The following is a 21,765-nucleotide window of genomic DNA, read 5'->3' as shown; positions in this document are numbered from 1 at the left end:
TTTTTCGTAATAAAAAGAACCGATCTCCACATTTGCGGAAATCGGTTCTTTTTATGACTTATTTATAGAATGACTTGATCGCGTCCCAGGCTTTGTCTTTTCCAAGGCCTGTTTCGGATGAGAACATGATGAGGTCGTCTTCACTGTCCATGTTCAGTGTTTCTTTTGTGACTTTCAGATGCTTCTGCCATTTGCCTTTTGGGATTTTATCCGCTTTGGTGGCAATGACGATGCATGGCAGCTCATGATGCTTCAGGAAATCATACATCATGACATCATCATTCGTCGGTGCGTGACGCAGGTCCACAATCAGGATGACTGCGCGCAGCTGCTCTCGGGAGGTGATGTACGTTTCAATCATCTTTCCCCATGCTTCACGTTCTGTTTTTGATACTTTGGCAAATCCATAACCGGGAACATCCACATAGTAGAGGGTTTCTTCTATTTTGTAGAAGTTCAGCGTCTGGGTTTTACCAGGCTTGGATGAAATCCTCGCCATGCTCTTGCGACCGATCATTTTATTAATGAATGAGGATTTCCCTACGTTGGATCGCCCCGCTAAGGCAAACTCGGGAAGAAAATCGCCAGGATATTGTTCAGGCCTGACTGCACTGATGACTAGCTCAACTTGATTTACTTTCACTTCTTTTCACCTACTAATGCTTTCTCTAAGACTTCATCTATGTGTGATACAAGGATGAATGTTAATTCTCCCCTAACACTTTCAGGAATATCATCAATATCCTTTTCATTGTCTTTCGGAAGGATAATCGTTTTAATTCCGGCACGATGAGCGCTTAATGTTTTTTCTTTCACCCCTCCGATTGGAAGGACTCGTCCCCTCAGGGTTATTTCACCTGTCATTCCTACTTCACGGTTGACATATTTACCGGTGAGAGCTGATACGAGGGCCGTTGTGATCGTAATTCCTGCAGAAGGGCCATCTTTCGGTACTGCTCCTTCAGGAACGTGGATATGAATGTCATGTTTCTCGTGGAAATTCTCGTCAATGCCAAGGTCCTTTGCCTTCGAACGAACGTAACTGAACGCTGTCTGTGCCGACTCTTTCATGACATCCCCCAACTTCCCTGTAAGAACAAGCTTCCCTTTACCTGGTGCGAGGGATACCTCTATTTGAAGGGTATCTCCGCCGACAGTGGTGTAGGCAAGTCCGGTTGATACACCGATCTGGTTTTCCACTTCCGCCTGACCGTAACGGAATTTTTTCTTCCCAAGGAACTCTTCTATATTGCTAGAAGTGATCACTACCCGCTTCTTATCACCTGAGACAATGATCTTAGCCGTTTTTCTGCATAGGGCTGCCAGCTGGCGCTCCAAGCTCCTCACACCTGCTTCCCTGGTGTAATAGCGGACGATATCAACAATCGCTTCGTCTCTCACTTGAAGCTTCGATTTAGTTAAACCGTGATCTTTGATTTGTTTTTCCAGTAAATGATGCTTCGCAATATTTAACTTCTCAAGCTCTGTATATCCCGCAATCGTAATGATTTCCATCCTGTCACGAAGTGGCCCCGGAATGGTGGATAAATCGTTTGCCGTAGCGATGAACATGACTTTTGATAAGTCGTATGTCTCTTCAATATAGTGATCACTGAAGTTCGAATTCTGCTCGGGATCCAGTACCTCAAGCATCGCAGAGGATGGATCTCCCCTGAAGTCGGAGGACATCTTGTCGATTTCATCAAGGAGGAAAACAGGGTTGATGGTGCCAGCCTTTTTCATCCCGCGGATGATCCTTCCCGGCATGGCTCCTACATACGTACGTCTGTGGCCCCTGATTTCTGACTCATCACGAACGCCACCGAGTGAAATACGGACGAAATTCCGTCCGAGTGATTCAGCCACGGAACGGGCAAGACTCGTTTTACCAACCCCTGGAGGTCCGGCAAGACATAAGATCGGCCCTTTAAGGGACTGGGTCAATTGCTGTACAGCCAAGTATTCAAGCACTCGCTCTTTTACTTTTTCAAGACCGTAGTGGTCACGGTTCAATATCTGTTCGGACCGCTTAATGTCCAATTGGTCTTCCGTTTCAGTGGACCATGGTAAGGAAACGAGCCACTCAATGTAGTTTCTGATCACAGAGCTTTCTGCGGAGCTCGAAGGCACTTTCTCATAGCGGGCAAGCTCCTTTAATGCCGTATGTTCTACATCTTCCGGCATGTCGGCTTGTTCAATCTTCAGGGTAAGGTCTTCAATTTCACCAGTTTTCCCTTCTTTATCGCCCAATTCTTTTTGGATGGCTTTCATTTGCTCGCGAAGGTAATACTCTTTTTGAGTCCGCTCCATGGAACGCTTTACGCGTTGCCCGATTTTTTTCTCTAAGCTGAGCACTTCTTTTTCATTGTTGATCGTTTCAATGACCATTTGAAGTCGCTTCTTAATATCCAGTGTTTCCAGGACGTTCTGCTTTTCCTTCATTTTCAGGGGCAGATGGGATGCCACGATGTCTGCAAGCCTGCCTGGTTCTTCGATATCTGAAACAGTGGAATATGTTTCAGCTGAAACTTTTTTAGATAATTTTATGTATTGTTCGAAATAATTGAGTAACGTCCTCATCAAGGCGTCTGTTTCCGATTCTTTCCCTTCAGAATCATGGAATTCCTTCACCGTCACTTCATAGAAATCCTTTTGCTCAGTGAACGAAGTAATCGACGCCCGGTTCATTCCCTCAACCAACACCCTGATGGTCCCGTTTGGCAGTTTAAGCATTTGCTTAACCTTTGTCAAAGTTCCCATTTCGTAGAAATCTTCCTGTGTTGGCTCATCTATATTCATATCTCTTTGAGTCGTTAAGAAAATTAAATGATCATCCATCATGGCTTTTTCTAAAGCTTGAACAGAGCGCTCACGTCCAACATCTAAATGCAGGACCATTGTTGGGTAAACAAGTAAGCCTCTTAATGGAAGGAGGGGAACCGTTAAATTATTTTGTTTTGTCACATATAACACCTCCGAAGTATGCTCTCCTAGTCTTTGTACAATTCTAACTTATTTACTAGGGAGTGTCTATTAAATAGGTATTTACAACTTTATTCAAGGTAGGCTGCGCTTATTCCTGTTATCCCCATTCAAAAACAAACCGATTCGGATAGACCCGAATCGGTCAACAGTCTACACACTTTTCTTATTTTGTTCGGATACAAGCTCACTTTGAGGAATATGATCCTTCATCAGGGCAAGATCAAGCACTTCCTTGAGTTGCTTGACAGGAACCACTTCGATTCCTTCAATCTCACTTAACATCGCCTGTTGATTGTCGAAGGGAATGATGGCCATGGTCGCCCCGGCAAGTTTCGCACCCTTCACCTTTGGAAAGACCCCGCCGACAGGTTTAACCGATCCATGTATACTGATTTCACCTGTGACAGCAATAGTATGTTTGATCGGTATCCTATAGATGGCCGAATAGATGCCAAGAGCCATGGCGATCCCTGCGGAAGGTCCGTCAACCGGCACTCCACCAGGGAAGTTCACATGAATATCATATTGATCGGCAGGAACACCCATCGAGCGAAGGACTGTGATGACATTTTCAATCGATCCTTTCGCCATACTCTTGCGCCTGATCGATTTACTCCGATCACCGATGCTTTCTTCTTCTACAATTCCGGTTACATTTATGGTTCCTTTGTCGCTTGCCGGTATAACATTCACTTCAATTTCAAGCAAAGATCCGGTATTCGGACCTGTCACGGCTAAACCATTGACCAGGCCAATCGTTGCTTCTTCGTTGATTTTTTTCTGATAACGGGGTGACAGCTGGCTGGATTGGATGATCCATTCAAGCTCATGATCATAGATTTCTTTTCTATTTTCTGTTATGGCGACCCCTGCCGCGATTTGAACCATATTAACGGCTTCACGCCCATTGCGCGCATATGATGCAAGGGTGTCGAGACCCTTTTCGCTGATGGTCATCCCTACTTTATCGACTGCCCCGGCCGCTACTTTTTTCACTTCATCATGCTCTAACTCCCTAAAGAAAACCTCCATACACCTTGAACGGATGGCAGGTGGGAGCTCACTCGGAGTACGAGTTGTTGCGCCGATCAGCCGGAAATCAGCCGGAAGGCCATTTTTGAAAATATCATGAATATGAGTCGGGATTTGGTGATTTTCTTCATTGTAATAAGCGCTCTCAAGAAACACTCTTCGATCTTCCAACACTTTCAATAGCTTATTCAATTGAATGGGATGCAATTCCCCTATTTCGTCAATGAACAGCACTCCTCCATGGGCATTCGTCACTGCACCCTGTTTAGGCTGGGGAATACCCGCCTGCCCCATGGCTCCAGCACCCTGGTAGATTGGATCATGGACAGATCCAATCAGTGGATCGGCAATCCCTCGTTCATCGAAGCGTGCCGTTGTGGCATCCAGTTCAACGAAAACAGCAGTCTGTTTAAAAGGGGATTTCATATTTTTCTTGGCTTCTTCCAGGACCAAACGGGCTGCTGCCGTCTTACCGACACCTGGAGGTCCATAGATGATGACGTGTTGAGGATTCGGGCTGCATAATGCAGCTTTCAATGCTTTAATGCCATCTTCCTGCCCGACAATATCTTCGAAGCTTGCAGGTCTAACCTTCTCTGCAAGGGGTTCTGTCAATGAAATGGATCTCATCTTCCTGAGTTCTTCCATTTCTTTTTTTGATTCACGGTCAATGGAAACTTTTTGAGTTCGCTGGTTCTTTAACAGGTTCCAGAAGTACAATCCAATGATGATTCCGAAGAATAATTGGATGAATAAAGCGATGCTAGTAAAGCTCATTCGTCTCCCTCCAAGTAGATACAAGTTGTTATCGGTTAGTATCTCCTTGACCTTGTGGGAATAAACAAAAAAGTTGGGGGGAATGGATGGTTGAAAAAGGGATAAAAAAAGCAGAGTACTTCTAATCCGTTACCTGGCGGGTGCTGGTTGATTTCCGCTTCAGGGGTCTCACCTGTCCCACTATCCCGCATGAGTCGAACACCTTCCACTCCAATCAACAATATAAATTTAATTTAAAAATTTGTTTTCTCTCTTGCACTTATATGTAATTCCACACTAACGTTAAGGGTAAAAAATACAATCAAACTCACCTTTTTTGTCTACTAATTTGCAGTCCTCTATGTCGAGTGACCAGAGTCCGGAATTCAATACCACTCCTGATTTTACGAGATGAATTTTTTTAGAAAAGATTGGGCCGTCGAGGACGAAGGTGTGGTATTCGCCTGCTTCTCCCATGACGCAACAGTCTTTTTTCGTGTGAATATCCTCATAAAATTTCCAGTCGAGCATTCGGCCTGGCCACGATGGATCGAATACTTTGTCGGAAGCCCTGCATATGACTGCAGAGAATCCAAGTGTAATGAACTCTTTTAATAATCGACTGCTTTCATCCTTAGATATCCAAACGGGAAAGGAAGGTTTAAGACCTGCTTTCAATGCCACTTCTTCATTCCACTTCCTGTCTTCTTCTGCATATAAACTTCCAAAGACGATTTCGTCAATTCCTCTTTCCTGCTTTAACTCTGCTAATGCCTGTATCAGGGAATGCTCATAATCATCTCCGGAATCGACCATTACCAAGGGGATATTCAATGCCTTTGCCTGTTGCTGTAATATCTCTAATCGCAGGCCGTGTGCATGGTTTCGCTCATGTTTTTCAGAGACCATGGAGACAAGGCACTCTACTTCTTTTTCTGCTTTTAGAGTACGATATAAAGCGAGACATCCATCTTTCCCTCCGCTCCAGCTAATAACCACCTTTGTTTTCTTCCCATGCAATTGTCCCATCTCCTTTTTATCATTTTCATCGTAAAAAAAGCCAAGAATGAAGAATCATTCTTGGCTCTGTATTAGGCTATTAAGCTGATGTCTTTTCTTCGTTTGGATCGATGACTGTTCCATCTTCAAGCATTAAATGAGGAGCCGCATCTTCAAGGATCGTTTCTTTCGTAATGATACATTTTTTAATATCATCACGGGAAGGAAGATCGAACATTACATCCAGCATCATCGTTTCGATGATGGAACGTAATCCCCTTGCACCCGTTTTACGCTCGATGGCCTTTTTAGAGATTTCAAGCAGGGCATCTTCTGTGAACTCAAGCTCGACATCATCTAATTCAAGCATTTTCTGGTACTGTTTCACCAATGCATTTTTAGGTTTTGTCAGAATTTCAACTAATGCCTCTTCATCAAGAGGTTCAAGGCTTGAAATGACTGGAAGACGACCGATGAATTCTGGAATCAATCCAAATTTCAACAGATCTTCCGGAACAACTTTAGAAAGAAGGGATTTGTCTTCTTTTACTTCGGCATTCTTAGGATCAGAACCGAATCCGATGACCTTTTGACCTAAACGGCGCTTGATGATCTGCTCGATACCGTCGAATGCTCCACCACAGATGAACAGGACATTGGACGTGTCAATCTGGATGAATTCCTGATGAGGATGCTTACGTCCGCCTTGTGGTGGAACGCTTGCTACCGTACCTTCAAGGATTTTCAAGAGGGCTTGTTGTACCCCTTCACCTGAAACATCTCTTGTGATCGACGGATTCTCAGATTTTCTTGCTACTTTATCGATTTCATCGATGTAGATGATTCCTTTTTCAGCTTTTTCTACATCGTAGTCAGCTGCCTGAATCAATTTCAATAGAATATTCTCTACGTCTTCCCCAACATAACCTGCTTCGGTTAGTGACGTGGCATCTGCGATGGCGAAAGGAACGTTAAGAATACGAGCCAGTGTTTGGGCAAGGAGGGTTTTACCGCTACCTGTTGGTCCGATCATGGCAATATTACTCTTGGAAAGTTCAACGTCATCGACTTTACTGCTGGAGTTGATACGCTTGTAGTGGTTATAAACCGCAACTGCGAGTGATTTCTTCGCTTGATCCTGACCGATTACGTATTCGTCCAGGATTTCACGGATTTCACGTGGTTTCGGTACGTCTTTGAATTCTACTTCTTCTTCCGTACCCAGCTCTTCTTCTACGATTTCAGTGCAAAGCTCGATGCACTCATCACAAATATACACACCTGGTCCAGCGACTAGTTTACGAACTTGGTCTTGTGTTTTTCCGCAAAAAGAACATTTTAATTGCCCTTTTTCATCATTAAATTTAAACAATGATTTTCACCCCTTCGTTAAAACTTCATTAAATCGTGCTCTGTTTCATCAAACGAACGATTCCTTGCATCCCTATTACCTAAAGTTATGTACTGCATTTTATCATATTATATGTTCGTAAAGAAATGGATACGATTCTTAAGAATCATCTTATTATGTAATACGCATTTTAGCAAATATTTTACATTGCTAATGTCTAGCTTGTCCAATTGAAGTCAGGTAATGTAAGGAATCTTATTATGTATGTTCCTGGTGAAAGTAATGCAACCCCGTTAATAAGCTTTTTCCATAAATAATGGTTCTTATTCTTTTTGGGGAGATAAAAGTTTCTTATACTATAGAGTATAATATTTTGGCCGTGATTTCCACTGAAAAAAATGGATGCAGCATATTGTGGTGCTGGCTAATAATCCGAGCTTAGCATAGTGGTGGTTTTGGCTCATTTACGCCCTCCAACTCAAAAGCGACGGAGCAAACGAGTTTGCTCTTTCGCTTTTGAGTTGGAGGGCTACTTTTCAGCTGGGCTGAAAAGCGTGTGAAACGTTCGTTTCACACAAATGAGCCAAAACATGATGCTTGATTGTAGAAAACAAGGCACGAAGAATCGCGCCTTGTCCTTATTTTTTATTATGCTACGGTTTTGCTGTTTTCTACAAGGAATTCTACTGCTTTACGAACTTTAAGGTCGGCTTTAAGTGTGTCAAGGCCACCTAGTGCTTGTTTGATGTTGTCAGCAGACATGTTGTATTGTTCAGCCATTTTGTTTACTTCTTCTTCTGCTTCTTCGTCTGTCACTTCAAGGTTTTCTGCTGCTGCGATTGCTTCAAGTGTCAGGTTAGTGCGAACGCGTTTGCCAGCGTCTTCTGTCATTTGACCGCGTAGATCTTCTTCTGTTTGACCAGAGAATTGGAAGTAAAGGTCAAGGTTCATACCTTGCATTTGAAGGCGTTGACCGAATTCTTGCATCATGCGGTCTACTTCAGCTGTAACCATAACTTCTGGAATTTCAACTTCAGCATTGTCAGAAGCTTTATTTACAAGAGTTTCGCGAACAGCTGTTTCAGCTTCGTTCTTTTTAGACTCTTGAAGGCGTTTTTCGATTTTTTCTTTTAGTTCAGCAAGCGTTTCAACTTCTTCGTCAGCGTCTTTTGCGAACTCATCGTCAAGAGCAGGAAGTTCTTTTGCTTTGATTTCGTGAACTTTCACTTTGAATGTAGCAGGCTTACCAGCAAGCTCAGCTGCATGGTACTCTTCAGGGAAAGTAACTTCTACTTCTTTCTCTTCACCAGATGCAACCCCGATTAATTGCTCTTCGAAACCTGGGATGAATTGACCTGAACCTAATTCAAGTGAATAATTCTCAGCTTGGCCGCCTTCGAATGCTTCACCGTCAACGAATCCTTCGAAATCCATTGTCACTGTGTCGCCTTCTTCAGCTTTTCCATCTTCTTTAACAGCAAGCTCAGCTTGTTTTTCTTGAAGTGAAGTAAGTTCAGCTTGAACGTCCTCAGCTGTTACTTCTGTTTCCATTTTTTCTACTTCAAGACCTTTGTATTCGCCTAATTTCACTTCAGGTTTCACTTGTACCTTCGCAGTGAAGATTAAGTCTTTGCCTTTTTCCATTTGCTCAACATCGATTTCCGGACGGTCGATTGGATCGATTCCAGTTTCTTCGATTGCTTTCGCATACGCTTCAGGTAAGATGAAATCTAATGCATCTTGGTAAAGTGATTCTACACCAAAACGTTTTTCGAACATACCGCGTGGCATTTTCCCTTTACGGAATCCTGGTACGTTTACTTGTTTTACAACTTTTTTGAATGCTGCGTCTAAACCTTCGTTTACTTTTGCAGCTTCTACTTCAATTGTAAGAACTCCTTGATTTCCTTCTTGCTTTTCCCATTTTGCAGACATACTGTTCCCTCCAACAATCTATGATTGATCTTAATTTTTTTACGCATAGTAGTAGATAGTCCCGTGTGAATCTAGCACTATCATCGTAAATATATGAAAAACTTTTACATTACAACCATTACATTATAACATACAGCCACTGTCTTTCAACAGAGAGCGTTTAAATATTGGGAGAGGAAATTTCCTCTAGTTCCTCTACTTTGGCTAAAATCCCTTTAGATTGTATACTTTTTACCTGCTCCTCCAATTCTTCCTCAAGGATCGTATCAGCAAACATCCCCGCTGTATAGTAGGCATATACCGATGCGATTTCTTTCGGATCCCCTTCAAGTGTAAAAGGGTAGAGAAGGAAGGCGTGTCGCTTCACCAGTTCCAGGGCGTGCTGAAATAGAGTAGGGTTTGTTTGCGCCAGGAGGTCATCCAGGGAGTCTGTAACACCTTTGAAGAACCCAGATTCGAATACATCGGTCAATCCTGATGGATATACCTTCTCTTCCTTATCAAACTTCACCACGACTACTTGTTTATCCATTCCGTGCTCTCTTAAAACATTTAATATCATCGTTTGTAAAAACGGATGGGCATCCGGGTCCCTTAATACCCTTACCAACTCCCGTCGAAACGGTTGGATATTCCGATGAACGAGCTGTGCCACGATCAGCGTCTGCTCCTCCAGGCTCTTTCCAGCCAGGATTTGTTCCTCTTCCGGCTCTTCTTTTTCAGGGATCGTCGCTTTCCCACTCACGACCTTTTCACTGAATTGAAGAAGCTTCCTGAAATGTTCTTCCTTTTCAATAGGAACTTCTTTTTCATCAAAAAGGGCATTGATCGTATCGATCACTTCCCTATGATGATGAAGCTGAATGAGAATCATTAAATACATATCAACAACCTCGAAGTAGTCACCGATCCCTTCAAGGAGCATCTCTTTACATATGGATCCCGCTTCGTCATATTGCTTGCTTTCATAGAGGGATAATACAAGCGCTGTATTGATATCCGGGTTATCCGGGTCAATTTCATAGGCTTGTGCGAGGAGTTCCGACGCTTCATGGACCTCACCCTGTTCCAGTGCCAGTACCCCTTTTTCCAGCAGACGATCCTTCAATCCCGGAAACTGAACAATCTTTCCTTTTCCTTCTTGGTTTCCCTTATTCATAAAACGTACCTGCCTATACTGTTTAGTTGCCTTAAGTTTAGCACGATATCTAGTGGATAACAAAAAAAGCTTACCTTCTGCAAGGTAAGCTTTGGTATGTAGGATTGATGGCGTCCCAGAAGAGATTCGAACTCCCGACCTACAGTTTAGGAAACTGTTGCTCTATCCTGCTGAGCTACTGGGACAAAAATTAAGTATGTGTCACTCTTAGATTCATTATTATATCATATGGGATAAAAAAGGGGATACCCTACAGTTACCTGTAATAGTATCCCTTGTGTCAAAACCCTGATGTCAAGGTATTATGTAAAGAATATGGCGTCCCAGGAGAGATTCGAACTCCCGACCGACGGCTTAGAAGGCCGTTGCTCTATCCTGCTGAGCTACTGGGACTTGCTTTGTTTTTCTTGATTTGTTTATCAAGGACAATATTTATTATATTCACATAGCATCAATAAGTCAACAGGTTATTTAAAAAAGATTAATTTTATTTATCATTTCTTCCTTAACGTTCCTCAACAATAGATAAGAACCCGCATGATACGGGTTCTCACACTATGCCCTACAGCTGAAAAGTTTGCGTCAATTCCTCTAGCACCACATGATCATGGGTCAGGAAAGATACTTTTATTTCTTGATCCTGGATCTCCACCAACGCGTAGGTACGCTCACTTCTCCCCCGTGGCAGCAATATACTGCCAGGGTTTAAAAATAAGATGCCATTATTCAATTCCGCACCAAGCGTATGGGAATGTCCAAAGAACACACATTGTGCCCCTACTTCTTCTGCACGGTAACGGAGCTTCATCAAGGACATTTTGATTCCATAAAGGTGCCCATGGGTCACCATGATGGTGTGACCATCAACCACTTCTACCAGATCATCCGGTAAACGCGCATCCATATCACAGTTTCCCCGAACGATAAGATAAGGTGACAATACCGGGTCATCGGCACTTAACTCGGAGTCACCGCAGTGAATCATGGCATCGACGGTTGACTGATATTTCTCTGACAGCTCCATCAACTCTTCTTTTGATCCATGACTATCACTTACTACTAATAATCTCATGCAGCTCACCCTTTAAATTAAGTCTGAAATGATATTTCCTAACTTTTCTAACGCATGACCGCGATGGCTTATCCGGCTTTTTTCTTCTTGTGTTAACTCTGCCATGGTTTTATCTAGGGATGGCACAAAGAAAATGGGATCATAGCCGAAGCCATTCGTTCCCCTCTTCTCACGTAAGATTCTTCCTTCACAAGTACCGGTCACCGTTTTCGTTTCCATGTCCGGTCCGGCAATGGCGAGTACACAGTAAAAACGGGCCGTCCGGTCGGACTCGTCCACAGATTCCAATTCGCCTAATACTTTTACCATATTTGCTTCGTCACTTTTCTCTTCACCGGCATAACGGGCAGAATAGACGCCCGGACGACCTTCAAGGGCATCGATGGAGAGACCTGAATCATCGGCAATCACCAATGCTCCCAATTCCTCCGCTACAGTTTCTGCTTTCAATATCGCATTTTCCTCAAACGTTACACCTGTTTCTTCTACATCATCAATATGAGGAAGGTCTAGTAATGTTTGTACCTCATATCCGTACGGAGCAAACATATGTTGGAATTCTTTTGCTTTCCCTTTGTTCTTCGTCGCTATGATCACACGTTTTGTCATCGGCTTCTCATCCCTTTATTGAAATCTATTGACTATTTCACCTAATGATTGCTTCTGGATTTCGAATAGTTCTTGTATTCCATCTTGTCCAAGCTTCAGTAATTGTTGTAATTGCTCCATTGTAAAGGTTGCTTCTTCTCCCGTTCCCTGAAGCTCGACAAACTCACCTTCGCCTGTCATGATGATGTTCATGTCTACCAATGCACTGCTGTCTTCAACATAATTTAGGTCAAGGACCGCACCTTGATCTTCTATGATGCCGACACTTGTTGCTGCGAGAAAACTCTTCAATGGGAAGGTTGAAATCTTCTTATTATCCTGCAGCTTCGCAAGCGCCAGTGCCATGGCAACGAATGCCCCCGTGATTGATGCTGTTCTGGTACCGCCGTCTGCCTGTATGACGTCACAGTCAATCCAGATTGTGCGTTCCCCTATTTTATCCAGATCCACTACCGCTCTCAAGGCCCGTCCGATCAGTCGTTGAATTTCCATCGTTCTTCCGGAGATTTTCCCTTTGGACGATTCACGGATGTTCCTTGTATCAGTCGCTCTAGGAAGCATGGAATATTCTGCAGTAATCCATCCTTTCCCGCTGTTTCTCATAAAAGGAGGGACTCTATCTTCTATACTTGCATTACAAATGACTTTCGTTTCTCCTACCGTTATCAGGACTGAACCTTCCGGATGCTTAACGAAATCTGTTTGAATGTCAATCGAACGCAATTGATTTTTTTCTCTGCCATCTGTTCTCATTTGATTTCCTCCTGTCATTTCATATGTTATGTAAGATGTTCTAATCAAAAATAGAAGAGGCGGCAATCTGCCAACCTCTTTTCAAGTGATTCTATAATAGTATATCAAAAAATCGCTATTTAAAAACTAATTGCGTTGACATTTTCCGGTCTTGTCACAGGCTCGGTTACTGTTTCACCGTCTTTGGCCACCTTGGTTGCTTCGCCGTTAACCAATACAGAGACGCCTTTAATGCCCTTTTGCTCTGTTAATGAAAGGACGAGGGAATTCAGCATATGTTCAGAGACAATTTTTTCTTCCAAACTGCCGTAGACTGCTTCGTTAAAGTTCAGAGTAACCGTTCCATCTTCTAGCTTCGGATCGTCCAATAACTTCGCACCGGTAAAGTCACTTGCAAGAGAAGAGGAATATCCAGGTCCGTCAATCAACTCATTCACCACAGCCTTAACTTCATCTGCCGATTTTGAGCTGACGCGTTTTGTGACAGGTACATAATAGGTTTTGTCATCGGACTGCGCTACATAGTAAACCGTCAACGGCTTTGTGCTTGTCGGATCCACAACACCTGAGGTATCTACATTGATCCCGACTTTTCTCGTTAATCCCTTTTCATCAATTGGCGTACCATTCACCGGCATTTCCGTTAATGGATATCCGTTTACGCGGAGCTCGACTTTTTCAACCGAATCGAACTGAGTCAATGTCCATGTGACGGATTGAAGGATCTTTTGCTCATCTTCAGGCTGGTAGTTATTAAATTCCGGGGAAAAATCGGCAATCGCCTTACCGTCTTTAATATCCACCGTTACCTGTGTGTCTGCCGGCAATACGGCCCTGAATCCATTCGGCAGGATGTTTTCCACCGGACCATTCTTCACGAGATATTCGAGTGCTTGTTTGGCCACGCTTTCCTGACCGGGAAGAGGGATGGACTGTGAAACGACATAGCCGTTTTTATCAATTAAATATAGTTCCGTCATGACAGTTTCAGCATTCGATTCTTCCTTACTCACCTTTTTCTCTGAATCCTCACCCTTGGCTGTATCGACTTTCTCCCCTTCTTTTAAGTAGGATAGGTCTTGAGGAGGATCGATTTTCTCCTTGTCGTCACCGAAACTGAGTAATCCACAACCTGAAAGATATACAGAAGAAGCTAAAACCGTTACTGCTATTGACACCTTCGCTTTTTTTGCCATTGGGAAACCTCCTAAAAGACAGTTTGTACTAACATATATACGAGCCCCGTCCAAAAAATAGACCGAAACTTTTTGAAAATAGATACAAACAAAAGCGGAGGCGGCTTGGTAGAGACGACAAGCATAAGGCGAGCTTGCCCTAAAGGCGCACTTTGCCTTTTGGGCAAGCTTGACTTATGACCTCGAGGGGCTAGCCGCCGGAGCTGGATGATTCAAAAGCGGAGGCGGCTTGATTGAACGTCTCGCAGTGAAGATATTGTCGAAATTTACAAAACGGTCGATGTCCCCACTCACAAACACCCCATCAACAACAAAAAACCACCCGATCACAAGATTCTAACCTTGTAATCGAATGGTTTCTGCTCTTACTTTTCCGATTGTCAGCCAATCTGAGGCAATCGTCGAAAATATCGCTGATGACCCTGTATTAAAGAATCGATGCTCAGGTTGCTGGACACCTCTGTACAGGAGATTGTAATAATCAAGAATCGTACTGACTTCCCGCGCAGTTTCGTCCCCCGAGCTGATCACACTGACATCCGGGCCCATATATGCCTGTATCTTGGGTTGTAGCAGCGGATAATGCGTACATCCCAGAATCAACGTATCAATCCCGGAATCTCTGAGAGGTTGAAGGGTCTCCCCAACAATATCGCTCGCCATGGAGCTGTCGTACTCCCCACTTTCCACTAATGGAACAAATTTAGGACATGCGAGTGACGTGACGTCCAGGTTTCCGTGAAGGGAGTGAAGGGCTTCTACATAAGCGCCGCTATTGATCGTCCCCACGGTTCCAAGAACACCGATTTTCTTATTATACGTATGCTTGATGGCAGCCCTCGCCCCTGGATGGATGACCCCGATCACAGGTATATCCAGGTGGGTCTGAATTTCATCCAGAACAACCGCCGTGGCTGTATTACAGGCAATGATCAACATTTTAATGTCGTATTCCATGAGGTATTGCGTCATTTCCCATGTGAACTTTTTTACTTCTTGTGCTGATCTGGGTCCGTATGGACAGCGAGCTGTGTCGCCGAGATAATAGATGGTCTCTTTCGGCAGCTGACGCATCACTTCTCTTGCGACGGTCAGGCCTCCCACCCCAGAATCGATGATGCCGATTGGTTGAATCACATTATTCCCTCACTCTGGTTTAATTTCTTGATGAAGTTTGGCTAAATTATCTTTTAATAATAGCACTTCCTTCTCAGAGAAGTCCGTTAAGACACTCTGAAGATAATTCTGCCTTTTCTTGATTACTTCTTCAATAATTCTTTCGCCCTCTTTTAACATATGGATTCGGACGACCCGGCGGTCATTCTCATCTTTTACACGTTCCACCAACTGGTTTTTTTCCATACGGTCCACCAGATCCGTCGTGGTGCTGCATGCGAGGTACATCTTATTTGATAGATCTCCAATCGTCATATCACCATATTCAAATAACCACTGCAATGCAACAAACTGCGGGGGAGTGATGGTATACTGACTTAATATCTCTCTGCCTTTTTGCTTGATGATCGACGATATGTATCGAAGGTCTTTCTCAATATCTGCCACAACTTGTAAATCTCCAATGGATTGGTCTTCTTTAGAATTCGTCATCATTTCTCTCCTTTTACATTCTGAAACCGGACAATTACTCCTTATGAAAAACGGGAACGACGCGTCAGCCTTCCTGTTTTAGCTTCTCTATCTATTATGGGACAAGTTCATATGACCCTTACTAGCATTTTCGCCTTTTTCGCGGGAAAATTCAAGACAAGTTAGCATGGAACAGAACTAAAAGAGACTGACTCTCATTCAAACATTAATAGGCATCGTGTTTAGAAACCCGTTAATTGTTCTGCATCAGAATCAGTCCCTTACATTTAAAGCTTGAGTTCCCCCATGCGAAGAAGCTCTACAACAGCTTGAGATCGCCCCTTCACTCCAAGCTTTTGCATGGCGTTGGAAATATGATTTCGAACTGTCTTTTCGCTAATAAATAGATCACTAGCAATTTCTTTAGTTGTTTTGTCTTGAACTAACAGTTCGAATACTTCTTTTTCTCTTTTGGTGAGCAACGGTTTGTGTGTAAAATCATTGTCCTTCAATTATGGTAACCCTCCTTGCCTTCGCCAGCTTTAAACCGCGGGGATGGGTATTGTCGGTCGTCAGAATATCATATGTGAAGGTAGGGTTTAGAGTGACATAGAGAAGGAAGTTAAATGAAAAATAGGCAGCGGTTTCTTTTGCTTCCTAAACCGGGTTTGAGACCACCTTATCACTATGCAGCTTCGCCTTCATTTCTTCCGTCCAAGGGACACCTTTTCCAGTTTGCTTGGATATTTGCACCATGGTTCCTCTACCTGTAAAGCAAATCTCATCTTCTTCATTCAGACCCATATAATGAATGTCCACTGAAGAATGACCAACACGATTCGCCTTCACATAGATCCTCAACGTTTCGTCGAAGAATACTTGTTTTACAAAATCACATTGTAAATCTGCCACTACCGGAATGGTATCATTTTCGGGCTTTACCCAATTCTGCATAAATCCAATGTGATTTAAATACTCGATCCTGGCTTCTTCGAAGTACGTGAAGGGCACCGTATTGTTCATATGCCCGAACATATCGGTCTCAGAAAACCGGACTTTTATATGGATAGAAAATGAGAATTCTTTTTGCCATGTTTCTATATCTTCAATGTATGTAAAGTGTTTCAAATTGGCTCCTCCTTTTATTGAACGAAATATCCTAAAAATGAATGGTGATTCATTTCATTATACCCTTTTTCTGAAAAATAAGAAACCTATATACACGAAATAGAGTCGAATGAAAAATCGGCTCTTACATGACTATGAGGATTCCTCCAATATTCTTCCCTCCACTTTAAGGGAAACAGGTGAATGTTTGGTGAGATAGCCACTGATCACCTCGTATAAATTCAAGTATAGTTCGGTGATCCTGCCATTTTCTTTTGCGTCTCGAAACATGTTAAAGCCGTCTCCCCCATCGGCAAGGAATGCATTGACCGCCACCCTGTATGACTTCGCCCGATCAAGACGTTCACCTTGCACCTTTACGTTACTTACCCTTTCCCCCACAGTCCTTGTGGGATCAAAGTGAAATGAAAGTCCTGATACCTGGAGAAATTGACCCGATTCCTCATCCACTTTAGCTACACTATGTTCTAATGCTTGAAGAATTTCTTCTCCTGAGAGATTCAACGTCACAAGGCTGTTTCCAAAAGGCAACACTTCCAATACTTCATCGAGTGTTATTCCTCCTGCATCGATGGAACGTCTGATCCCACCCCCATTTTGAAAAGCGACTTGAGTGGGTGCGAACTGATTTGCTTCCTCCAGCATGGCATCCGTAATGAGATTGCCTAAATTGGTTTCTGTTGTCCGAACAGCCTGGCGATCCCCATTTAATGGCACGTTCGTAAATCCAATGACCGTGCCCTTTAAGTCTTCGATTGGCTTCTTTAATTGAGACAGTCTCTTTAGAGCCCATGGATCGGGACGATACACGTCTTTTCCTTCCTCATCTTTTGCCAACACATCGATCAATCTGCCGTTCCAACTCGTTAATACGCCCGCGTCAGAAAATACCGCCTGCACTTCCCCTAAAGACATGCCATACTCATTGGCCTGCACAATCAATGTAGGCTCCGTTTGAAGGTTGTAGACAAGTGGTTTGGTCAATTTGGAGTGTGAATGACCTCCTATGATGATGTCGATTCCTTTCACCTTCTGAGCTAATCGTTTATCACGGGATAAACCCAAGTGCGACAATACGATGATATGATTGACACCTTTTCCTTTTAGATTAGCCACTTCTTCCATCGCCTTTTCCTCGGCGTTCCTGAACACAATTGTATCGCCCGGTTTTGATAGGAAGGCTGTATCCTCCGTTGTCAGACCGAGGATTCCAACCTTCACTCCTTTCACTGACTGCATAATCGCAGGATAAATCGAACCACCTTCCGCACGGTCAGGGATGCCTTTCTTCATTAAAGGAGCAAGATACCGATCATCCCGGACATCCACATTGCTGCTCACAACGGGAAAAGAGAGCGCTTTAATGAAAGCAGCCAGCACCTTACTGCCTTTGTCGAATTCATGATTTCCCGGTGTCATGGCGTTATAACCTATTTTATTCATGAATTCAGCATCGGCCTGCCCAAGATACTGGTTAAAATACAGTGTTCCGGAGAATACATCCCCTGCATCCAGGAGAAGAAGTTCCCCATCCTTTCCTCTTATTTCCTTGATGGCCGTGTGGAGATATGGAATGTTTTCCAAATGGGCATGTACATCATTTGTATGTAAGATCGTTAAGTGAAGTAAGCCATCTTTTTCGATAGCTAATGCATTTTCTTCCGATAAAAATGAGGTTGCGCTTACCATTATGATTACGAGTACTACCAAAACTCCGCTCCGTTTCACATACATCACTCCTGGATTTTTCTATGCGACCATATGTGTCTACTATGCATCAATACCGTGTATTTTATGAGGCAAACAAAAAAGCACTCTCCTGAAGGAAAGTGCTTTTTTTATAAAAATTATTAGTCAACCATATGGTCGCTTCCGAAGAAGTTCTTGAACATTTGGAATGTGGTTTCTCTGTTAAGGGCCGCAATCGAGGTCGTCAAAGGAATTCCCTTAGGACAAGATTGAACACAGTTTTGAGAGTTACCACAGTTGGCAAGTCCACCGTCGCCCATGATCGACTCAAGACGCTCATCCTGATTCATGGCACCTGTTGGATGCGCATTGAATAAACGAACTTGAGATAATGGGGCAGGACCGATGAAGTCTGATTTGCTGTTTACATTCGGACATGCTTCCAGACATACACCGCAAGTCATACATTTTGATAGTTCATACGCCCACTGACGTTTCTTCTCTGGCATACGTGGTCCTGGACCAAGATCGTAAGTTCCATCAATCGGAATCCATGCTTTGACCTTTTTCAAGCTGTCGAACATGCGACTGCGGTCTACCTGCAGGTCGCGGACAACTGGGAACGTGCGCATTGGCTCAAGACGGATTGGCTGCTCTAATTGATCCACCAGTGCCGTACAAGATTGTCTCGGCTTTCCGTTGATCACCATCGAACAAGCTCCACATACCTCTTCCAGACAGTTCATATCCCAGTTGATCGGAGTCGTATGCTCCCCTTTTGCATTGACCGGATTACGACGGATTTCCATCAGTGCGGAAATCACGTTCATATTCGGTCTGTAATCAAGTTCGAACTCTTCTTGGAAAGGGGCAGTTTCCGGGCTTTCTTGACGAGTAATGATAAAACGGACTTTTTTATTTTCACTCATCATTTATTTCCCCCTTTGCTCTTAGAATAGTCACGCTTACGTGGTGCGATCAGTGAAGTATCCACTTCCTCGTAATGGAATTCAGGTGAATTCGTCGCAGCATTGTATTTCGCCATCGTCGTCTTCAGGAATTCTTCATCATTACGTTCAGGGAAGTCAGGCTTGTAATGAGCTCCACGGCTCTCATTACGATTTAATGCACCGATTGTAATAACGCGGGCAAGCTGAAGCATGTTCCACAATTGACGCGTGAATGTCGCTCCCTGGTTGCTCCACTTGGCTGTATCATTGATATTGATATTTTGGTAACGTTCCATCAATTCCTGGATCTTTTCATCCGTTTGTTTCAGCTTGTCGTTATGACGTACAACCGTAACATTATCCGTCATCCATTCGCCAAGCTCTTTATGAATGACATACGCATTTTCCGTACCATTCAGGGACATGATGTTGTTCCATTTTTCTTCTTCCTGTTTTACATAGCGGTCGAATACAGATGAAGGAACGGATTCAACCGTTTTCTCAAGACCTTCAATATATTTAATCGCATTAGGTCCGGCAACCATACCACCGTAGATAGCGGATAGTAATGAGTTTGCTCCCAAACGGTTTCCACCGTGCTGAGAATAATCACACTCACCAGCTGCGAATAATCCAGGAATATTGGTCATCTGGTCATAATCGACCCATAGTCCACCCATTGAATAATGAACTGCAGGGAAGATCTTCATTGGTACTTTGCGAGGATCGTCACCCATGAATTTCTCATAGATTTCAATGATTCCGCCAAGCTTGATATCAAGCTCTTTTGAATCCTTATGGGATAGATCCAGGTAAACCATGTTTTCACCATTGATTCCAAGCTTCTGGTTTACGCACACATCGAAGATCTCACGTGTGGCGATATCACGCGGTACAAGGTTCCCGTATGCAGGATACTTCTCTTCAAGGAAGTACCAAGGCTTACCATCTTTGTACGTCCAGACACGTCCACCTTCACCACGAGCGGATTCACTCATGAGGCGAAGCTTATCATCCCCGGGAATCGCTGTCGGGTGAATCTGGATGAACTCACCATTTGCATAGTAAGCACCTTGTTGATACACGATCGAAGCGGCTGAACCTGTGTTGATGACAGAGTTTGTAGATTTCCCGAAAATAATTCCCGGTCCGCCTGATGCCATAATAACGGCATCCGCTGCAAAGGATTTGATTTCCATTGTTTGAAGGTTTTGAGCGACGATTCCTCGTGCTACTCCTTCGTCATCAATGACGACTCCAAGGAATTCCCAACCTTCGAACTTGCTTACTAAACCTGCCACTTCATGACGGCGTACCTGCTCGTCCAAAGCGTATAATAATTGCTGACCAGTCGTAGCACCGGCGAAAGCGGTTCTATGATGCTGTGTTCCACCGAAACGACGGAAATCCAGTAATCCTTCCGGTGTACGATTAAACATAACTCCCATGCGATCGAGTAAATGAATAATCCCTGGCGCTGCTTCAGTCATTGCTTTAACAGGCGGTTGATTCGCTAAGAAATCCCCACCATATACCGTATCATCAAAATGTTCCCAAGGAGAGTCTCCTTCTCCCTTCGTATTAACGGCTCCGTTAATACCACCTTGTGCACAAACAGAGTGAGAACGCTTAACGGGTACCAGTGAGAATAAATCGACTTGCGTTCCTTTTTCTGCTGCTTTAATTGTGGCCATCAGGCCGGCTAGACCGCCACCGACAACGATGATTTTGCCTTTACTCATCGTGACTCACTCCTTTTTCTACCATACTTCGAGAGCACTTAGTTAATCTATCAGACTCGTATATATTTTCTGCTTATACGAAAGCAAAGATTGCACGCATACCGACAACCGATAACGCTACAAAAATTCCGATCGTAACATATGTAGCAATTAATTGAGAACGAGGTGTAACCGTAAGTCCCCAGCTAACGCAGAATGACCATAATCCATTTGCAAAGTGGAAAATCGTTGAAAGTACACCCAGCACATAAAATCCTAACATCAATGGATTAGATAAAATGTTTTCCATCATTTGAAAGTTCACTTCAGCACCAAACGCTGCCGCAACTCTTGTTTCCCAAATATGCCAAGTTACGAAAATGAATGTGATCACTCCGGATACACGTTGAAGTAAAAACATCCAGTTACGGAAATAACCAAACTTACTTGCATTATTCTTTGAAGTGAATGCAATGTAAATTCCGTAAATTGCATGGAAATACAATGGAAGGAAGATGATAAAGATTTCAAGGAAATAACGGAAAGGAAGACTTTCCATAAAGTGTGCCGCCTGATTGAATGATTCTTCCCCACCAGTGGCAAAATGGTTCACGACTAAATGTTGTGTTAAAAATAATCCAACTGGAATAACACCTAGCAATGAATGAAGCCTGCGATAATTAAATTCTCGATTTCCAGCCATGATTTACCCCCCTTAATGATAAAATATGAATTCGTTTTCTAATGAATCTCAAAACGTATTAGACGACGATACATATTTTATATTGTAACAATAATGTGACATGTTCATTTTACTCCCAAGGAGTGGAAGCGTCAAGAAAA

Annotated in this window: 19 protein-coding genes and 2 tRNA genes; all 21 read right to left on the bottom strand. The window is 43.3% G+C overall.

What is annotated here, in order from left to right; genetic code table 11:
- Positions 1-58: 58 nt before the first annotated feature.
- Positions 59-643: a ribosome biogenesis GTP-binding protein YihA/YsxC gene (gene yihA, locus KYJ26_RS08285; protein WP_219166794.1), complete on the bottom strand. Its 585-nt coding sequence runs from the start codon at positions 641-643 to the stop codon at positions 59-61.
- The gene (gene lon, locus KYJ26_RS08280; RefSeq protein WP_219166793.1) at positions 640-2,964 is read right to left on the bottom strand and encodes an endopeptidase La; all 2,325 of its coding nucleotides are present in this window, start codon (positions 2,962-2,964) and stop codon (positions 640-642) included. Before lon ends, yihA begins: the two co-directional genes overlap by 4 nt.
- 171 nt (positions 2,965-3,135) lie before the next feature.
- Entirely contained in the window at positions 3,136-4,794 is a 1,659-nt protein-coding gene (gene lonB, locus KYJ26_RS08275) for an ATP-dependent protease LonB (RefSeq protein ID WP_219166792.1), read from the bottom strand.
- Between the two features lie 282 nt (positions 4,795-5,076).
- On the bottom strand, positions 5,077-5,793 hold the full coding sequence (locus KYJ26_RS08270) for a Dph6-related ATP pyrophosphatase (RefSeq protein ID WP_219166791.1): 717 nt from the start codon (positions 5,791-5,793) through the stop codon (positions 5,077-5,079).
- A 79-nt stretch (positions 5,794-5,872) separates the two neighbouring features.
- Positions 5,873-7,144, bottom strand: coding sequence for an ATP-dependent protease ATP-binding subunit ClpX (gene clpX, locus KYJ26_RS08265; protein ID WP_219166790.1), 1,272 nt, complete (start codon positions 7,142-7,144; stop codon positions 5,873-5,875).
- 627 nt (positions 7,145-7,771) lie between these two features.
- A complete protein-coding gene (tig, locus tag KYJ26_RS08260; RefSeq protein ID WP_219166789.1) occupies positions 7,772-9,058 on the bottom strand; it encodes a trigger factor in 1,287 nt (428 codons plus the stop codon).
- 160 nt (positions 9,059-9,218) lie between these two features.
- Positions 9,219-10,217, bottom strand: a complete 999-nt coding sequence (locus KYJ26_RS08255) for a tetratricopeptide repeat protein (RefSeq protein ID WP_219166788.1) — start codon at positions 10,215-10,217, stop codon at positions 9,219-9,221.
- A 108-nt stretch (positions 10,218-10,325) separates the two neighbouring features.
- A tRNA-Arg gene (locus KYJ26_RS08250) sits at positions 10,326-10,402 on the bottom strand.
- A gap of 131 nt (positions 10,403-10,533) precedes the next feature.
- Positions 10,534-10,610: transfer RNA gene (locus KYJ26_RS08245), tRNA-Arg, on the bottom strand.
- A 169-nt stretch (positions 10,611-10,779) separates the two neighbouring features.
- The gene (locus KYJ26_RS08240) at positions 10,780-11,289 is read right to left on the bottom strand and encodes a metallophosphoesterase (protein ID WP_219166787.1); all 510 of its coding nucleotides are present in this window, start codon (positions 11,287-11,289) and stop codon (positions 10,780-10,782) included.
- A 12-nt stretch (positions 11,290-11,301) separates the two neighbouring features.
- On the bottom strand, positions 11,302-11,898 hold the full coding sequence (locus KYJ26_RS08235) for an XTP/dITP diphosphatase (RefSeq protein ID WP_219166786.1): 597 nt from the start codon (positions 11,896-11,898) through the stop codon (positions 11,302-11,304).
- Between the two features lie 15 nt (positions 11,899-11,913).
- Positions 11,914-12,651 carry a ribonuclease PH gene (gene rph, locus KYJ26_RS08230; RefSeq protein ID WP_219166785.1) on the bottom strand — a complete coding sequence of 246 codons (738 nt, stop codon included), beginning with the start codon at positions 12,649-12,651 and terminating at the stop codon, positions 11,914-11,916.
- A gap of 119 nt (positions 12,652-12,770) precedes the next feature.
- Complete coding sequence (locus KYJ26_RS08225) at positions 12,771-13,847, bottom strand: GerMN domain-containing protein (protein WP_219166784.1); 1,077 nt, start codon at positions 13,845-13,847, stop codon at positions 12,771-12,773.
- Between the two features lie 336 nt (positions 13,848-14,183).
- The gene (gene racE / locus KYJ26_RS08220; RefSeq protein ID WP_219166783.1) at positions 14,184-14,984 is read right to left on the bottom strand and encodes a glutamate racemase; all 801 of its coding nucleotides are present in this window, start codon (positions 14,982-14,984) and stop codon (positions 14,184-14,186) included.
- Between the two features lie 9 nt (positions 14,985-14,993).
- Positions 14,994-15,455: a MarR family winged helix-turn-helix transcriptional regulator gene (locus tag KYJ26_RS08215; RefSeq protein WP_219166782.1), complete on the bottom strand. Its 462-nt coding sequence runs from the start codon at positions 15,453-15,455 to the stop codon at positions 14,994-14,996.
- Between the two features lie 266 nt (positions 15,456-15,721).
- Positions 15,722-15,946: a helix-turn-helix domain-containing protein gene (locus KYJ26_RS08210; RefSeq protein WP_032087424.1), complete on the bottom strand. Its 225-nt coding sequence runs from the start codon at positions 15,944-15,946 to the stop codon at positions 15,722-15,724.
- A gap of 145 nt (positions 15,947-16,091) precedes the next feature.
- Positions 16,092-16,562, bottom strand: coding sequence for an acyl-CoA thioesterase (locus KYJ26_RS08205; RefSeq protein WP_219166781.1), 471 nt, complete (start codon positions 16,560-16,562; stop codon positions 16,092-16,094).
- A gap of 132 nt (positions 16,563-16,694) precedes the next feature.
- A complete protein-coding gene (locus KYJ26_RS08200) occupies positions 16,695-18,290 on the bottom strand; it encodes a bifunctional metallophosphatase/5'-nucleotidase (protein ID WP_219166780.1) in 1,596 nt (531 codons plus the stop codon).
- Positions 18,291-18,412: 122 nt separating this feature from the next.
- Complete coding sequence (gene sdhB, locus KYJ26_RS08195; protein WP_060671328.1) at positions 18,413-19,180, bottom strand: succinate dehydrogenase iron-sulfur subunit; 768 nt, start codon at positions 19,178-19,180, stop codon at positions 18,413-18,415.
- On the bottom strand, positions 19,180-20,943 hold the full coding sequence (gene sdhA, locus KYJ26_RS08190; protein WP_219166779.1) for a succinate dehydrogenase flavoprotein subunit: 1,764 nt from the start codon (positions 20,941-20,943) through the stop codon (positions 19,180-19,182). The genes sdhB and sdhA overlap by 1 nt, the downstream gene beginning before the upstream one ends.
- A gap of 73 nt (positions 20,944-21,016) precedes the next feature.
- On the bottom strand, positions 21,017-21,625 hold the full coding sequence (locus tag KYJ26_RS08185; RefSeq protein ID WP_219166778.1) for a succinate dehydrogenase cytochrome b558 subunit: 609 nt from the start codon (positions 21,623-21,625) through the stop codon (positions 21,017-21,019).
- Positions 21,626-21,765 lie beyond the last annotated feature (140 nt).

The sequence above is a fragment of the Rossellomorea orangium genome, from assembly GCF_019334305.1.
Lineage (GTDB): Bacteria > Bacillota > Bacilli > Bacillales > Bacillaceae_B > Rossellomorea.
This window is presented reverse-complemented; position numbering and strand designations above follow the sequence as displayed.

What these genes read in the sequence shown, in the direction of transcription:
- lonB (WP_219166792.1), bottom strand. Translation starts at nt 4,794, where the DNA reads ATGAGCTTTACTAGCATCGCTTTATTCATCCAATTATTCTTCGGAATC.
- tig (WP_219166789.1), bottom strand. Translation starts at nt 9,058, where the DNA reads ATGTCTGCAAAATGGGAAAAGCAAGAAGGAAATCAAGGAGTTCTTACA.
- KYJ26_RS08255 (WP_219166788.1), bottom strand. Translation starts at nt 10,217, where the DNA reads ATGAATAAGGGAAACCAAGAAGGAAAAGGAAAGATTGTTCAGTTTCCG.
- KYJ26_RS08240 (WP_219166787.1), bottom strand. Translation starts at nt 11,289, where the DNA reads ATGAGATTATTAGTAGTAAGTGATAGTCATGGATCAAAAGAAGAGTTG.
- KYJ26_RS08235 (WP_219166786.1), bottom strand. Translation starts at nt 11,898, where the DNA reads ATGACAAAACGTGTGATCATAGCGACGAAGAACAAAGGGAAAGCAAAA.
- rph (WP_219166785.1), bottom strand. Translation starts at nt 12,651, where the DNA reads ATGAGAACAGATGGCAGAGAAAAAAATCAATTGCGTTCGATTGACATT.
- KYJ26_RS08225 (WP_219166784.1), bottom strand. Translation starts at nt 13,847, where the DNA reads ATGGCAAAAAAAGCGAAGGTGTCAATAGCAGTAACGGTTTTAGCTTCT.
- KYJ26_RS08215 (WP_219166782.1), bottom strand. Translation starts at nt 15,455, where the DNA reads ATGACGAATTCTAAAGAAGACCAATCCATTGGAGATTTACAAGTTGTG.
- sdhB (WP_060671328.1), bottom strand. Translation starts at nt 19,180, where the DNA reads ATGAGTGAAAATAAAAAAGTCCGTTTTATCATTACTCGTCAAGAAAGC.
- sdhA (WP_219166779.1), bottom strand. Translation starts at nt 20,943, where the DNA reads ATGAGTAAAGGCAAAATCATCGTTGTCGGTGGCGGTCTAGCCGGCCTG.
- KYJ26_RS08185 (WP_219166778.1), bottom strand. Translation starts at nt 21,625, where the DNA reads ATGGCTGGAAATCGAGAATTTAATTATCGCAGGCTTCATTCATTGCTA.